Source organism: Paractinoplanes pyxinae (genome assembly GCF_026626335.1).
Classification (GTDB): domain Bacteria; phylum Actinomycetota; class Actinomycetes; order Mycobacteriales; family Micromonosporaceae; genus Actinoplanes; species Actinoplanes pyxinae.
Genome location: NZ_JAPNTZ010000021.1, coordinates 147357 through 162512 on the forward strand (window position 1 = coordinate 147357; position 15156 = coordinate 162512).

At 70.2% G+C, this 15156-nt stretch carries 16 protein-coding genes; 9 read left to right on the forward strand and 7 right to left on the reverse strand.

The genetic code is table 11. The annotated features are described in order from the left end of the window. Positions 1-11: 11 nt before the first annotated feature. From OWR29_RS42530 to OWR29_RS42550, 5 genes are all read left to right on the forward strand, one after another. On the forward strand, positions 12-572 hold the full coding sequence (locus OWR29_RS42530) for a type III PLP-dependent enzyme domain-containing protein (RefSeq protein ID WP_267569300.1): 561 nt from the start codon (positions 12-14) through the stop codon (positions 570-572). A gap of 127 nt (positions 573-699) precedes the next feature. Continuing rightward, positions 700-2376, forward strand: coding sequence for an energy-dependent translational throttle protein EttA (ettA, locus tag OWR29_RS42535; RefSeq protein ID WP_267569301.1), 1677 nt, complete (start codon positions 700-702; stop codon positions 2374-2376). After that, positions 2369-2776 carry an acyl-CoA thioesterase gene (locus tag OWR29_RS42540; protein ID WP_267569302.1) on the forward strand — a complete coding sequence of 136 codons (408 nt, stop codon included), beginning with the start codon at positions 2369-2371 and terminating at the stop codon, positions 2774-2776. Before ettA ends, OWR29_RS42540 begins: the two co-directional genes overlap by 8 nt. Next, positions 2773-3432: a DUF8185 domain-containing protein gene (locus OWR29_RS42545; protein WP_267569303.1), complete on the forward strand. Its 660-nt coding sequence runs from the start codon at positions 2773-2775 to the stop codon at positions 3430-3432. The genes OWR29_RS42540 and OWR29_RS42545 overlap by 4 nt, the downstream gene beginning before the upstream one ends. A 131-nt stretch (positions 3433-3563) precedes the next feature. After that, complete coding sequence (locus OWR29_RS42550; protein ID WP_267569304.1) at positions 3564-4142, forward strand: type III secretion system chaperone family protein; 579 nt, start codon at positions 3564-3566, stop codon at positions 4140-4142. 126 nt (positions 4143-4268) lie between these two features. Here OWR29_RS42550 and OWR29_RS42555 read toward each other — a convergent pair whose 3' ends face one another. The 4 genes from OWR29_RS42555 to OWR29_RS42570 form a co-directional block, all read right to left on the reverse strand. Beyond that, a complete protein-coding gene (locus tag OWR29_RS42555; protein WP_267569305.1) occupies positions 4269-5525 on the reverse strand; it encodes a delta-60 repeat domain-containing protein in 1257 nt (418 codons plus the stop codon). 91 nt (positions 5526-5616) lie between these two features. After that, a complete protein-coding gene (locus OWR29_RS42560) occupies positions 5617-5991 on the reverse strand; it encodes a globin (RefSeq protein WP_267569306.1) in 375 nt (124 codons plus the stop codon). Between the two features lie 41 nt (positions 5992-6032). Further along, positions 6033-7418, reverse strand: coding sequence for an MFS transporter (locus OWR29_RS42565; RefSeq protein WP_438872723.1), 1386 nt, complete (start codon positions 7416-7418; stop codon positions 6033-6035). A 207-nt stretch (positions 7419-7625) separates the two neighbouring features. Continuing rightward, positions 7626-8696: a mechanosensitive ion channel family protein gene (locus tag OWR29_RS42570; protein WP_438872722.1), complete on the reverse strand. Its 1071-nt coding sequence runs from the start codon at positions 8694-8696 to the stop codon at positions 7626-7628. A 213-nt stretch (positions 8697-8909) separates the two neighbouring features. Here OWR29_RS42570 and OWR29_RS42575 point away from each other — a divergent pair, with 213 nt between their 5' ends. Then, positions 8910-9458 (forward strand): HNH endonuclease, encoded by a 549-nt coding sequence (locus OWR29_RS42575; protein WP_267569309.1) that lies wholly within the window; start codon positions 8910-8912, stop codon positions 9456-9458. 6 nt (positions 9459-9464) lie between these two features. Here the strand turns inward: OWR29_RS42575 and OWR29_RS42580 are convergent, their stop codons facing one another. Together OWR29_RS42580 and OWR29_RS42585 are read right to left on the reverse strand one after the other, a co-directional pair. Further along, the gene (locus tag OWR29_RS42580; RefSeq protein WP_438872724.1) at positions 9465-10253 is read right to left on the reverse strand and encodes a class F sortase; all 789 of its coding nucleotides are present in this window, start codon (positions 10251-10253) and stop codon (positions 9465-9467) included. Positions 10254-10299: 46 nt separating this feature from the next. Further along, on the reverse strand, positions 10300-10803 hold the full coding sequence (locus tag OWR29_RS42585; protein ID WP_267569312.1) for a hypothetical protein: 504 nt from the start codon (positions 10801-10803) through the stop codon (positions 10300-10302). Between the two features lie 291 nt (positions 10804-11094). On the opposite strand from OWR29_RS42585, the gene ctaJ reads away from it, so the two are divergent. The 3 genes from ctaJ to OWR29_RS42600 all read left to right on the forward strand — a co-directional run bounded on the left by ctaJ (position 11095) and on the right by OWR29_RS42600 (position 12537). Continuing rightward, entirely contained in the window at positions 11095-11397 is a 303-nt protein-coding gene (gene ctaJ, locus OWR29_RS42590; protein ID WP_267569314.1) for an aa3-type cytochrome oxidase subunit CtaJ, read from the forward strand. Between the two features lie 64 nt (positions 11398-11461). Beyond that, positions 11462-11842, forward strand: coding sequence for a DUF5130 family protein (locus tag OWR29_RS42595; protein WP_267569357.1), 381 nt, complete (start codon positions 11462-11464; stop codon positions 11840-11842). 158 nt (positions 11843-12000) lie between these two features. Then, on the forward strand, positions 12001-12537 hold the full coding sequence (locus OWR29_RS42600) for a Uma2 family endonuclease (protein ID WP_267569316.1): 537 nt from the start codon (positions 12001-12003) through the stop codon (positions 12535-12537). Here OWR29_RS42600 and pepN read toward each other — a convergent pair. Beyond that, positions 12534-15092, reverse strand: coding sequence for an aminopeptidase N (gene pepN / locus OWR29_RS42605; RefSeq protein ID WP_267569317.1), 2559 nt, complete (start codon positions 15090-15092; stop codon positions 12534-12536). The genes OWR29_RS42600 and pepN overlap by 4 nt on opposite strands. Positions 15093-15156 lie beyond the last annotated feature (64 nt).

Here is a 15156-nt window from a genome sequence, read left to right on the forward strand (position 1 = left end):
ATCCTGAGCCCGTGACACCGTCCAGCGATCTTTCCCCGCCCCGGCGGCCGATCTTCTTCCCTGTGGTCATTGCCACGGTTTTCTTGACGATCATGGCCATGGTCGGCGGTTTTCTGCTGGGCGAGCGGCAGCGCGAGGAGCGGAGCGCCGACGGCGGCGGGGCGTCCCCGGCCTCGCAGACCGAGTCGCCGGCGCCGGCCTTCACCCCGCCCGGCGACTTCTGCCCGCAGGAGACGCTGGACACCGCGCGCAAGGTCGGGCTCGACGGCGATCTCTGGCAGGTGCTCAAGATCTACACCGACAACGACAGCACGTACTGGATCTGCACCGACTCCAAGGGCGCGCTCTTCTATCAGAGCAAGACCGGCGGCATCGACGCCAAGCTGGTCGAGGGTGACAACGGGCTGTTCCTGCCAGGTGTGCGCAAAGTCGGCACCGACACGTACGAGGTGTACGACCAGAGGGGCAATCGCTTCGTGATCACGCCCAGCCTGTTCGAGCTGACCTTCGCCAAGGTCGAGGGCAAGCCGCAGCGCAAGCCCCAGCGCAACGAGGCCCGCCGCGCCGGTTGACGGGAATCCCTCGTACGGTCAAGGGGTTGTTAACAGAGGCCGGTGGGCGACCTGGAAAGATTGCCCCTGCATTCTGCGAAGTTCCGGCCCCGCACGAAAATCAACGATCACGGAGGTAGGGCGCACCGTGGCCCAGTTCATCTACGTCCTGGAGAAGGCGCGCAAAGCGCACGGCGACAAGGTCGTGCTCGACAACGTGACGCTGAACTTCCTGCCGGGCGCCAAGATCGGCGTCGTCGGCCCCAACGGAGCCGGTAAGTCCACGCTGCTCAAGGTCATGGCCGGCGTCGAGACGCTCAGCAACGGCGAGGCCCGGCTCATGCCCGGCTACACCGTCGGCATGCTGGCTCAGGAGCCTCCTCTGAACGAGGAGAAGACCGTCCTCGGCAACATCGAGGAGGCCGTGGCCGAGACCAAGGCCAAGCTCGACCGGTTCAACAAGATCGCCGAAGAGATGGCGACCGACTACACCGACGAGCTCATGGAAGAGATGGGCAAGCTGCAGGAGCAGCTCGACAACGTCAACGCCTGGGACCTCGACTCCCAGCTCGAGCTGGCGATGGACGCGCTGCGCTGCCCGCCGCCGGACGCCGATGTCACCCAGCTTTCCGGTGGTGAGCGCCGCCGCGTGGCCCTCTGCAAGCTGCTGCTCGAGGCGCCCGACCTGCTGCTGCTCGACGAGCCCACCAACCACCTGGACGCCGAGAGCGTGCACTGGCTGGAGCAGCACCTGGCCAAGTACGCCGGCACCGTCATCGCCATCACGCACGACCGGTACTTCCTCGACAACGTGGCCAACTGGATCCTCGAGCTCGACCGTGGCCGCACCTATCCGTACGAGGGAAACTACTCGACCTACCTGGACAAGAAGGCCCAGCGCCTGGCCGTCGAGGGTCGCAAGGACGCCAAGCTCAAGCGGCGTCTGACCGAGGAGCTCGAGTGGGTGCGGTCGAACGCCAAGGCCCGCCAGACCAAGAGCAAGGCCCGTCTCGACCGCTACGAAGAGATGGCGACCGAGGCCGAGAAGACCCGCAAGCTCGACTTCGAAGAGATCCAGATCCCGCCGGGCCCGCGCCTGGGCAACACGGTGATCGAGACAAAGGACCTGACCAAGGGCTTCGACGGCCGTACGCTGATCGACCACCTGTCGTTCTCGTTGCCCCGCAACGGCATCGTCGGCATCATCGGCCCCAACGGCGTCGGCAAGACCACCCTGTTCAAGACCATCGTCGGGCTCGAGAAGCCGGACGACGGCACGGTCCGGGTCGGTGAGACGGTCCAGCTGTCGTACGTGGACCAGAGCCGCGAGGGTCTGCAGGGCGACCAGACAGTGTGGGAGGTCGTCTCCGACGGTCTCGACCACCTCATGGTCGGCAAGGTCGAAATGCCGTCCCGGGCGTACGTCGCGGCCTTCGGGTTCAAGGGTCCCGACCAGCAGAAGCCGGTCAAGGTGCTCTCCGGCGGCGAGCGCAACCGGCTCAACCTCGCGCTGACGCTGAAGATCGGCGGCAACGTGATCCTGCTCGACGAGCCGACCAACGACCTCGACGTCGAGACCCTGGGCAGCCTGGAGAACGCGCTGCTCGACTTCCCGGGCTGCGCCGTGGTCATCAGCCACGACCGCATGTTCCTCGACCGCGTCGCCACCCACATGCTGGCGTGGGAAGGCACCGACGAGGACCCGGACAAGTGGTTCTGGTTCGAGGGCAACTTCGAGGCGTACGAGAAGAACAAGATCGACCGTCTCGGCGCCGAGGCCGCCCGTCCGCACCGGGTCACCTACCGCAAGCTGACGCGTGACTGAGAAATTTGTACACGACGTGCCCGTGCGCTGGTCCGACATGGACGCGTACGGGCACGTGAACAACGCGCGCTTCCTCACCCTGTACGAGGAGGCGCGCGTTGCCATGTTCTTCGTCGGCGCGCGCGAGCACGGGCTGGGGTCCTTCGAGGAGGGCATCGTCATCGCCCGGCACGAGGTCGACTACCTGCGCCCGGTCGACTATGGAGACCCCGTGCGGATCGAGATGTGGATCTGCGAGCAGCGGGCGGCCTCATTCACCGTCGCGTACGAGTTGTTCGACGACGGCGTGCTGGCCAGCCGGGCCAAGTCGGTCTGCGTCCCGTACAACCTGGCCAACGGCCACCCACGCCGGCTCACCGAGGCCGAGCGCGAGTTCCTGCGGCCCTATCTCGAGTCATGAGTGGCCACGGGCTCACCGGCGTCCCCGACGCCGGCGCCTTTCTGGCCCGCCTGACCCGGCTCGACCCGGCCGCTCCCGTGCGGCTGCGCACCACCGGCGGACGGGTCGCGCTGTGGGGCAAACTGCCGTGGGAGGTGCTGGTCACCCGTGAGGTGGCCGGGCACGGTCCCGAGGACGCCACGGTCGCGGCGAGCGCGCTGCTGGCCGTGCTGGCCCGCGGTGGCGACGAGCTGCCGGCCCGCCGGGACGCCGACTGGCGCTGGCCGCTGCCGCCGCCGGGCGGCGAGACGGTCGAGGCGGTCGCCGGAGCCGAGCTGAGCCGGCTGGCCGAGGCCGCGGCGGGTACCCTGCGCGAGGTCTCGGCGGGCGGTCTGGCCGGCCGGGCGGTGGGCCAGAGGGCCGTACGGGACGCCCTCCTCGACCATGTGGCGCTCACCGTCACCTCGCCCGGCGGTCGCCCGGTGGAGGTCTCGCAGCGACTCGTTCAGGCGATCTCCCGGATGGGTTTCCTCGGTCCGGGTGACACTGGGACTCCGGATACGCGCGTCCGCGTGGCGGGGAACTGGGTGGCCCTTTCGGCACCATATGGAGTGGCGTGGCTACAGGCGGTCAAGAAATTGACCGTTTTACCTATAGGTGGTCACCCGAAAGGGTGATGGATGGTCGTACGAGCGGTCCCGCCCTCCCGTTGGGGGGATGACCTCCGCGACCGGTACGGGTACCGTCGGCCCTCGGATCCACTCGCTACGTCCGGCAGTGGGTTCGCTGGGGAGTGAGGTGCACAAAGATGCCGTGGTGGTCATGGCGTCCGGGCTCGGCCGCAAGTAACGCGCCGGAGGCCGAGGATGATCCGGCGGCGCGCGGCACGGTCCGTGTCGGCGTCCCGGCGCAGCGTGAGCCGAGCCGGCTGCCGGTCCCGGTGGAAGCCGCGAACGAGGAGCCCGAGGTCGTCGCTCCGGTCACGCTCACGCGTATCGGCAAGGCGCTCGATCTGCTCGACATCCGGTTCCTGGCCGACGGCGGCGGGAGCCTGCTGGCGATGTGGGAGCGGCACGCCGTGCTGTTCACCCTGGAGGGCCCCGACGACGAAATCCTCGTCATGCGCGCCCGCCCGCACTCGACGGTCCCGCCCGACTGGGCCGACCGCGCCTACCGCGTGGTCAATGAGTGGAACCACACCCGCCGCTTCTGCAAGGCGTACGTGGGCGACCCCACCGAGCGCAACCAGCTACCCATCTACGCCGAACTCCAGGTCCCCCTGGCCGCCGGCACCCACGACGCCCTACTGACAGAGCTCTTGGACTGCGGCGCCGCCGTAGCCACCAGCTTCGTCGACTGGCTACACGACGAGGGCGCGCTGTTATAAGGCTCCGCTTCGCTCCGCGGCGATTTGCCCCGGGAGGCCGATGAGATGGTGGGCGGAAAACCGCACACCATCTCATCGACGGGCAAATCGCGGGTGCACAGCCGTTGGCAGCACCCAGGGACTAAGTCATCGGAGCGGGAACATGCCGATCCGGCCGTGGTACTCGCGGCCCAGCTGGTCGGTGTCGGAGCCGACCAGCAGCCCCTCCGGCGTAGCCACGAACACCCGGACGCCCACCCCGCGCTTGCGGGTCGGGTTCCATGAGAGAGCGCGGCCCGTGCTCGGGCTAACCGCGCCGATCCCCACCCGCGACACCGCTCCCGGCCCCGGGCCCTTGGCGTCCGTGCCGTACGGGTTGTTGAAGTACCGCTGGTGCCCGCCCAGGTACACCGCCGACCCCGTGACCGCCACCGCGTACAGGGAATCCCCGCCGGTCCGCTGCACCCAGGTCGGGTTGTGCCGTCCGCTGCCGCCCGCCTCGAACCGCGCGGCCGAGTCGCAGAGCCGGTCGGGTGAGGACGCGCGCCCGGTCGCCGCGACCACGAAGTACGAGCCGTCGGGCGAGAATTTCACCTGGCGCAGGTAGGTGTCGAAGCCTTTCATGCACTGCGGCTTGTAGGCGTCGGTGTACCAGCTGGTCAGCTGGGCCGACGAGCCGGACACGTCGAACATGGCGATCTGCGTGCGGTCGTAGCCGCTCGCCCGCAGCAGGGCGCCCACCGCGATCAGCTTGCTGCCGTCGGGGGAGATGTCGAAGTGCTCGACCCGGGTGCGGGTCAGGCCGGGCGCGGTGAGCCGGGCGTCGAAGCCGGTGTCGACGGCGCCGGTGGCCGCGCTGAGGCGGGCCAGCCCGGCTCGGTTGACCCCGTTGATGTTCTGGAACGTCCCGGCCGCGTACAGCCGGGAGCCGCGCGCCTGGACGGCCCGCACGTCGCCCCATCCGATGCGGGCGTTGAAGGCGCTGACCCGCTGCCCGCCGAGCGACAGCCGGGTGAGGCCGCGCTGGCCTGCGCCGTTGACCGTCTTGAAGGCGCCACCGGCGTAAACCGTGCCGTCGGCGCCGGCGGCGAGGGCGTAGACCGCGCCGTCGACCTGGGGCGCGAAGTTGCGGATGGCGCCGTCGCGCAGGCCGTACGCGAAGAGGTTCTTGCGGGCGAAGGTGTTCCGCCGGCCGGCGTCGGTGACCTTGGTGAAGGCGCCGCCGACGACGACGGTGTCACCGACCACGGCCATCGACCAGACGGTCCCGTCCAGCACGTGCGGGGTGAAGTCGACGGGGTTGGGGGACACCACGGTGGAGTGGGCCATGTCGGCCGCGGCGGGGTGCGCGCACGCCACGACGGCGGCGGCGGCAGTGGCGGCGGCGAGCAGGCGGCGGCGCATGGCGGAGCTCCTGATCGTTACACCCGAGTCATCAGGTGATCGGCGGGTTGGTCACCCGCTCAACGACCCAATTACGCCGCCGGAAACGATCTCAGCTGTTGACCATGAAGTAGGCGGCGCGTTCCAGGTAGTCCCACAGCTGGTCGTGCTGCTCCGGCGGGAGCTCGAGGGAATCGACGGCGGCGCGCATGTGGGTGAGCCAGGCGTCGCGGGCGGCCGCGTCGACCACGAACGGCGCGTGCCGCATGCGCAGGCGCGGGTGGCCGCGGGTGGCCGAGTACGTGTTGGGGCCGCCCCAGTACTGCATGAGGAAGAGGGTCATCCGCTCGGCGGCGGGGCCGAGGTCGCCCTCGGGGTACATCGGCCGCAGCAGCGGGTCGTCGGCGATGCCCTCGTAGAAGCGGTCGACGAGGCGCCGGAAGGTGGGTTCGCCGCCGACGGCGTCGAAGAAGGTCGGTGCGGTCACCTTTCCATCCTGCCAGGCGTAAGGAGCGGCGGCCGCCTCGGTCAGGGGCGCTCGGGTGTGACGCTGGTCGTGGTCACCGTGGGCCGGGGCGCGGGCGGCGAGGCCGGCGCGGCGGGTGCGGGCTGGCTCTCCGCGGCGGCGTCGGTGGCCGCCGCGAAGGTGGCCGCGCTGGGCCACCGGTAGGCCAGCAGCCCGAGCGCGACCGCGCCGCCCAGGCTCCACAGGCCCACCACCATCGGCAGCCAGAAGTGGTCGGCCAGCAGGCCGGTGACCATCACGGCGCCGAACTGGCTGAACTGCAGGCCGGTCTGCATGACGCCGTACGCCCGGGCGCGGTACCCGTGCGGCAGGATCAGCACGAACTTGCCGTTCAGGGTGGGCACGACGCCGCCCTGGGCGATGCCGGACAGCGCCACCATGATGGCGACGATCGGCGGCGGCGGTGCGGCCAGTGCCGGCACGAGCACCAGCGCCGTCAGCACGGCGAGCGGCCGCACCAGCCGGTCGCGCAGGGCGGGGCCGGCCAGCCGGTTGATCAGCAGGCCACCGACGACGAAGCCGATCGGCCCGGCCGCCATGATCAGGCCCTGGTTGAGGCCGCGGGCGGCCGGGTCGGACGTGCTCTCGGCGGCCCAGGCGGCGGCCAGGCCCTCGGGCACGATCGCGAACATGGTCAGGACGAACACCATGAGCGCGATGGACCGCAGCGTGGTCGAGCCGAAGACCAGGCGGTACCCCTCGGCCGACTCGCGCAGCAGGTGGCGGCGCTGGGCGCGGTTGTGCGCGGGCGGCCGCGGCCGCACGAAGAAGGTGATCAGCGCCGCCGAGACGGCGAAGGTGACCACGTCGATGACCAGGGCCACCTGGGGGTTGATGGCGGTGGCCAGGGCGGCGCCGGCCAGGTAGCCGAAGACCTGGGCCGCCTGCACGCTGGTCGCGTTGGTGGCCACCGCGATGGGCAGCATCTCGCGCCCGACGACCAGCGGCTGCAGCGCCGAGCGGGCCGCCTGCGTGGGCGGGGTGCCCAGGCTGGCCAGGAAGACGACCAGCAGCATGACCGGGATGGGCATGTGCGGGATGAGCAGCAGCGCGATGAGCACCATGCGGTAGAGGTCGGCGGCGATCAGAACCTTGCGGTACGAGTAGCGCTCGACCAGGGCCGAGAGCACGGTGCCGCCGATGACCCAGGGCAGGAACGTGACCGCGAACGCCGCCGCCGACAGCAGCACCGACTTGCTCTGCTCGTAGACCAGGACGGTGATGGCGGCCCGGGCCAGGTAGTCGCCGACCCAGTTGGTGACCAGGGAGAGGTAGAGCGCCCGGTATTCACGATTGGCGAAGAGATCACGAAAGGTGATCAATCGATCGCTCTCCGTAGGCGCGCTGGCACTGGTTGCCTCGCGCGCATCCGGGTCATCGGACACCAGGTCCTCCATCGATCTCGGCGTTCCGCCGGGTCAGGGCGGTCACCGGGGCACGTCCGCGCGGGGCCGGCGCCCGACGGGAACGTGATGCCGCATGTGCAAATGCTCAAGCGGATTCTGCCCGATCGTCCGAGCCGATGCTAGGGCGTACGGGCGAATTGTCGGCCATTCGGTCGAGGCCGGACATCACCCGGAAGAACTAATCCCAGCTCAGGTCGCCCCGCCCGGCCGCTCGTCGCCGCCGGAATTTCCGAGGTACGCCGGCGGCACTGCCCCGCGCGGCAGCAATCGAGAGGCGGCGATGCGTTCGGAGAGGCCCGACGCGTCCAGCGCCTCCATCAGCACCCGCCTCAGCTCGCGCTGGACGACCAGTTGACCGTCGGCAGTGGTCTTGGCGATCGTCCGGATCGTCGCGCCGTCGACGGTCAGTTGCTCGACGCCGACCACGTCCGGGGGCTCGAGGAACTCGGTCTGGTGCTCGGGCTCGGCCGCCACCGCCTCGGCCGCCTCGCGCAGCACGGCGATGGCCTGCTCCGAGCTGACGAACCCGATCGGGATGTCGATCACGACCATGGCCCAGCCCTGGCTCTTGTTGCCGACCCGGACGATCTCGCCGTTGCGGATGTACCAGAGCACGCCGCGCGCGTCGCGGATGGTGGTGATCCGCAGGCCGACCGTCTCGACCACGCCGGTCGCCTCGCCCACGTCGACCGTGTCGCCCACCCCGTACTGGTCCTCGAGCAGCATGAAGAGGCCGGCGATGAGGTCTTTGACCAGGCTCTGGGCGCCGAAGCCGAGGGCCACGCCGACGATGCCGGCGCTGGCCAGCAGCGGCCCCAGGTTGAAGCCGAGCTCACCGAAGACCAGCAGGGCGGCCATGGTGAACACCACCGCGCTCACGAAGCTGCGCAGCACCGACCCGATCGCCTCGGCCCGCTGACGCCGGCGCTCGGGGATGAACTGGCCGTCCTCGGCCGTGGCGGTCACCTTCTCGCGCAGCGGCCGCAGCAGCGCGGGCATCGAGGCGCGGCTCGAGGTGTGGGTCAGCCGGTCGATGGCCCGCTGCAGCAGCCACCGGATGAGCATCGCGATCAGGATGATGCCGATGATCCGCAGCGGCTTCACGATGACCACGTAGCTGCTGTTGGCGAGCCACTGACTGTTCGTCCACTCGTAGACCCGGCTGCAGACGACGTCGGTGTCGCATATGGCCGACACATCGGGCGTCCGGTAGATGTCGGTCGATCCGGACGGAGTTGGGGTGGGGGCTAGCAGCAACACGGGAAGCCACCGTACCGGGCGGCCCTGAGCCGGCTCTCAGCCACCGCTCAGCGCTGTGACCTCAGACGTTTACCGTCCGGCCACGGATTGTGCTCGCAATTTGGGCATCCGTCAGGGACTATTGGCGCACGGGACCTCGTCGCCGAGGCCTCGCTATCAGACCTTGGACACCATCAGGAGCGGTGACAGCACTTACACCGAAGGGTGACAGCGATGCCTGACATACGACCCACAGTGGGCTCATCCGCGTTGGTTCTGAACGCCACCTACGAGCCGCTGTGCGTCGTATCGGTGCGTCGAGCGACCATCCTGGTGCTGACGGCCAAGGCAGAATGCGTCTCCGACGGTGACGGCATGCTGCACAGTGCGCACACCATCCTGCCCGTCCCGTCGGTGGTCCGCCTGACGAGGTATGTCAAGGTTCCCTACCGTACGCACGTCGGCCTCTCCCGGCGGGCGATCTTCGCGCGTGACGGGGGCCGCTGCGCCTACTGCCGGGGCTCTGCCGAGACCATCGACCACGTGTTCCCCCGCAGCCGCGGCGGCCTGCACGCGTGGGAGAACGTGGTCGCGGCCTGCGCCAAGTGCAACCACAGCAAGGGCGACAAGACCCCGGCCGAGCTCGGCTGGCGCCTGCACCAGATACCAGCGGCGCCCCGGGGGGTGGCCTGGCGGGTGCTCGGACACCGCACGCCCGACCCCCGTTGGGCCGACTGGCTCGACCTCCCCGCCGCCTCGGCCGCAACGGCCGAGGCGGCGTAATTCTCTCTAGGTCTTTTTCGCCGAGACCATGGAAGCGAAGACGACGATGTTGTCGGAGTAGCCGGTGCTGCCGCCGATCCAGCGGCCGCCGCACGTCACCAGGCGGAGCGAGGGGCGGCTGTAGTCGCCGTAGACCCGCTGCACCGGCAGCTTGCCCTTGTCGAAGTGCTCGACCGAATTGACCTCGAAGACGGCGACCGAGTTGTCAGCCCGGGTCACCTCGATGCGCTGCCCCGGCTTCAGCTTCGGCAGGCCGTGGAAGACCGACGGTCCCGTACGCGTGTCGGCGTGCCCGACGATCAGGGCCGGCCCGAACTGCCCGGGGGTCGGCCCGCCGTCGAACCACCCGGCCTCGTTGTGCCGCTTGAGCGGCGGCACCCCCACCGACCCGTCGGCCGCCAGCCCCACCTCGAGGATCGGGGCCTGCACGTTGATGGCCGGGATGCTCAGCCGCTCGGGGCGGCTCGGGTCGAGCACCGGAAACGCCCGCGGCGGCGCCTGATTCTTCTCGGAGCCGCCGAACAGGCTGGTCAGGTCGAGGTTGGTGGCCGCACCCAGCCCCATCGCGACCACGAACAGGCCGAGGAAGAGCAGGGCCAGCGCCACCATGCCGATCGGCCACGGCTTCTTGCCCCGCATCGGCCGGGGCGGCTGCTTGGGCAGGGGCCGAGGGCTGGGGGCGCGGAAGGCCGGGCGGCCGGGCGTGCGGGGCGGTGGTGGCAGCGGGCCCGTGATGGTGCCGGGCGGCGGCGCGACGATCTGGGCCGGGCGCTTGCGCAGCACCGAGTCGGGCATGCGCGGCCCGCCCACCCGGGGCGGCTGTCGGGTGGCCACGCGCGCCTCAGCCGAGCCGCCGCCGGCGCAGCGCGACCACGCCGAGTCCGATTGCCGCCGCTATGACGGGGAGGCCGCTGCCGATCAGCAGCGGAGCGCTCCGCCCGGGGGCGGTGCCGCCGGCCCCGGTGGCCGGCCCGCGGGCCGGTTGCACCTTGGCCACCACGTGCAGGGTGGCCGACGCGGCCGCGCCGTCGGGGCAGCGCAGGTCGATCCGGTAGTCGCCGGGCCGGGTGTTCGAGGGCACCTTGGCCGTCGCGGTCAGGAAGCCGAACCGCGGCGCCACGGTGACCGTGCCGAACAGACCCGACCGGACCGTCGCCGCCTTGAGATTGTCGTCACACGAGGCGCGAAGACCGACGTCGTCGCCCGCTGGGACGGTGCTGGGGCTGAGTTCGAGGAAGACGGCGGCTCGGGCGGCGGCTGCGGGTTCAACCAGCACCACCAGGACGAACAGGACAGGTAGGCCCAGAACGAGCGCCGCCAGGGCGGCGGGGACGGACAAGCGCATCGATTCCCCCTCCTGCCGTTCGAGGGCGCATGGACACGAACGGCGCGTGTGGGTGATTTTCGCATCCGGGGGCCCATTCCGCGTAGATCCCGACGGCGTGAGCCCCGTCGAACCACCCCGACCGCCGCCCCTTGACTCGACTAAAGCCCGTCCAACCACCCCGACCGCCGCCCCTGAACTCGACTGAAGGCAAGCCCTATGTCAGACCCGGCGCTTCGGGATGGCGCGCGCTCCGCTACCGTGACAGTTGTTCGTGTCATCAGGGAATTCAGGCGCCTGGGGGCGTTGAGGTTGTCGATTCTGAGTACCGTTCTGGTCTACTTGATCATTCCGGCGGGTGTGATCGCGCTGATCGCCACGCTCTCGCTGGCGGGCAGCCGCAGCGAGAAGCCCGACCGCCGCTACCGGCCGGGCCGTCCGTACACGTTCCAGCCGATCTGGTTCCTGGCCGCTCCGGAACAGGTCACCGGCCACCAGCCGGCCCTGGACGGGCACGGCCACGGCCAGGCGGCCCTGACCGGTCCCGTGCTCGAGGACAGCACCGGCGCCCCGGTCAAGGCCGGTCCGACAGGAGGCGCAAGTGACAGCTGGTGACCTGGCCGCTCAGGGCGGACAAGACCAGCCCCTGACCGAGCTCGACCACCCCGGCGGCGACACCATCGTGGCGCACAACCACGCCGCCGACGGTCCCTTCACCACCCGGCAGCTGCTGCGGCTCGACCACGCGCTGCGCGTCGCCAACGACGAGACGGGCCTGACCTTCAGCGTCTATCTCGGCGAGTTCGAGACGCCGGCCCGCGAGTTCGCCGAGCGGCTGCACAAGCAGGTCGACAACGCCGACCGGGCCGTGCTCGTCGCGGTGTCGCCCAACCAGCGCAAGCTCGAGATCGTCACCGGCAACGAGGCGCGCAAGCGCATCTCCGACCGGGACGCGAAGCTGGCCGGCCTGTCCATGGCGGCCGCGTTCGCGGGTGGCGATCTGGCCGGCGGCGTGGTCGCCGGCCTCGACCAGCTGGCCACCCACGCCGGTCGCGCATAGTCAGATCTAGGACAGAGCCCTCGCCCCGCCGCTGGTGGGACGAGGGCTCTTGTCGTTGTACGCCGTCGAAAAGGCCTCGAAACCGGATGGCAACAACACCGTGTAGGTAGGCTGATCACCCCGTGCAACGAGGCGCCGCGGAGGTGGTCCGGTTGGTGATGACGACCTGGTTCACGGCCCCCGAGGGCCGCTGGACCGAACCGGATCTCCATCTGTTCCCGCAGGACGGTCACCGCTACGAGATCGTCGACGGCAGCCTGCACGTCGCGCCGCCCGAGCCCGAGTCGCACGAGGCGCTGGTCCGCGCGGTCGTCGCCACGCTGCGGGCGGCCGCCCCGCCCGACTGGTGGGTCTGCGACCGCCTCGGCGTCGAGATCGGCGAGAGCAACCTGGTCCCCGACGTCACCGTGCTGCGCCCTCGCTCGTCCGGTGCGGTCTGGTGCGACCCGGCCGACGTGGCCCTGGTCGTCGAGGTCGAGACGGCCGCCACCCGCCGCTTCGACCGCCTGCTCAAGCCCTCGCTGTACGCCGAGGCCGGCATCCCGTCCTACTGGCGGGTCGAGCCGGGCCCGCGTCTGCGCACCTACGAGCTGGGCGCCGCCCGCTACCGGGCCGTGCACAGCATCGAGGGCGCCGAGCCGGTCAAGCTCGACGCCCCCTATCCGGTACGGGTCGCCCCTTCTACCTGGCTCTAGCCAGCAGCCTTGTCCTTGGCGCGGGCCTTGAGAGCGCGCACGACGCCGTCCCGGCCCTCGGCGACCAGGCGCCGCAGCGAGGCCGGCTGCCCGTCGCGGGCCAGCCAGGTGTCGGTGAGCTCCACCGTGTGCTCGCTGACCTGGTACACCGGATAGCCCATCTGCACGAACTCCTGCGCGGGCTCGCTGTCCGACCGGGCCCAGACGTCGGCCACCACGTCGAAGTACTTCTCGGCGTAGGGCGCGGTCAGCTCGGCCTGCTTGGCGCTCTGGAAACCGCTCAGCAGCGAGCGGTTGAGCCAGTTGGGCAGGTCGGACTCGCCGGTGAGCTCGGCCCAGACCCGGGCCTTGTTCTCGATGGTCGGGATGAGCGCCCGGGCCACGGCCGCCTCGCGCTCGCCGCTGGCCGTGCGGTCGGAGTTGAGCTCGTTCTCGATCTCTTCCTCCGTCGCCGCGCCCAGTGAGGCCAGCGACTGCAGCAGCGACCAGCGCAGCTCGGTGTCGACCACCAGACCCTCGGGCACATTTTCGCCGCTGAGCCAGCCGCGCAGCACGGCCTGCTCCTCCGGCGTGCGGGAGGCGGTGATCAGCGAGCGCGCCCAGCTGAGCTGCCAGCCGCTGCCCGGCTCGGCCGCGGCCAGCGAGGTGCGGGCCAGCTCGGCCAGCCGGGCCCAGCCGGTGGGCGCCCAGGCCGGGTCGGCGTACTGCGCGACAGCGGTCGCCGCCTGCCGGGCCGTCCAGGTGGTGAGGTTGATGTCGGTCTCGGCGGGCAGGCCCGAGCAGACCAGCGTCACGTAGTCGCGGGTGGCCATCTCGCCGTCGCGCAGCATGTCCCACGCCGCGTTCCAGACGAGCGCCCGCGACAGCGACGAGTCGAGCCCGTCGATGTGCCGCACCACGACGGCCAGCGAGCCCTCGTCGAGCCGCAGCTTCGTGTACGACAGGTCGTCGTCGTTGAGCAGCACCACGTCGGCCGCCTTGACGCCGGCCAGGGCCGGGATCTCGGTGCGCTCGCCGGTCACGTCGATCTCGAGCAGGTCGCGCCGCACGAGCCGCTTGTCCTCGAGGTCGTACAGGCCGACGCCGATGCGGTGGGTGCGCAGCGTCGGGTAGTCGGCCGGCGCCTCCTGCTGCACCACGACCCGGGTGTACGTGCCGTCGGGGCCGACCTCGACGATCGGGCGCAGCGTGTTGACCTGAGCCGTCTCGAGCCACTGGGCGGCGAACTTGCGCAGCTCGCGGCCGGACGCCGTCTCGAGCTCGGTGAGCAGGTCGTCGAAGGTGGCGTTGCCCCAGGCGTGGCGGCCGAAGTAGGCGCGCAGCCCGGCCACGAACGAGTCCTCACCGACGTACGCGACCAGCTGCTTCACCACGCTGGCGCCCTTGGCGTACGTGATGCCGTCGAAGTTGACCTCCACCGCCTCGAGGTCGGGCATCTCGGTGTAGACGGGGTGCGTCGACGACAGCTGGTCCTGGCGGTAACCCCAGCTCTTGCGTACGGAGAGGAAGGTCGTCCAGGCGTCGGTGAACCGGGTCGCGTGCGAGCTGCACCAGTGGCTGGCCCACTCGGCGAACGACTCGTTCAGCCACAGGTCGTTCCACCAGCGCATGGTCACGAGGTCGCCGAACCACATGTGGGCCATCTCGTGCAGGATCGTGTTCGCGCGCTGCTCGTACTCGAAGTCGGTGACCTGCGAGCGGTAGATGTAGTGCGACTCGGCGTGGGTGACGCAGCCGAAGTTCTCCATCGCGCCGGCGTTGAAGTCGGGCACCCACAGCTGGTCGTACTTGGGCAGCGGGTAGCGCACGCCGAACTGCTCGTGGAAGAAATCGAAGCCCTGCTTGGTGATCAGGAACAGGTCGTCCGGGTCGAGGTACTGCGCCATCGAGGCGCGGCAGAAGACGCCGAGGTCGATGCCGTCGTGCTCGTCGCGCACCTCGTGGTACGGACCCGCGCAGAGCGCCGTGATGTAGGTGCTCATCCGGGGCGACTGCTGGAAGTGCACGGTCTTGGCGCCCGGGCCCGCGGCCTCGTCCCCCTCGACCGGCATGTTCGAGACGATCTTCCAGTGCTTCGGCACGGTGGCGTGCCAGGTGTAGACGCTCTTGAGATCGGGCTGGTCGAAGCAGGCGTAGACCCGCTGCGCGTCGGCCGTCTCGAACTGGCTGTAGAGGTAGACCTCTTTGTCGACCGGGTCGAGGCTGCGCTGCAGGCCCTGACCGCTCGCCGAGTAGAAGAAGTCGGCGTCGACCACCAGTTCGTTCTCGGCGGCCAGGCCGGTCAGGGTCAGGCCCTTCTCGGCCGAGAAACCGGTCAGCTCGACCGGTTCACCGTTCAAAGTCGCGGACCGCACCGACGAGGCCGCGGTCTCGATGAAGGTCTCCGCACCGGGCTCGCGGCAGGTGAACGTCACGACCGTGGTGGAGCGGAAGGTGCCGTCGCCGGGGTTGCCGTAGCCGTCGGTCAGATCCAAGGTGATGTCGTACCCGGTGACCTCCAGCAGGCGTGCCCGCTCGGCTGCCTCCACCTGGGTCAAATTACGAACTCCGGCCACAGTCACTCTCCTCTGAGCGCACAAGCTTTCCTCGCCAGCCTAGGCCGACGCCCGGTGTCCCACC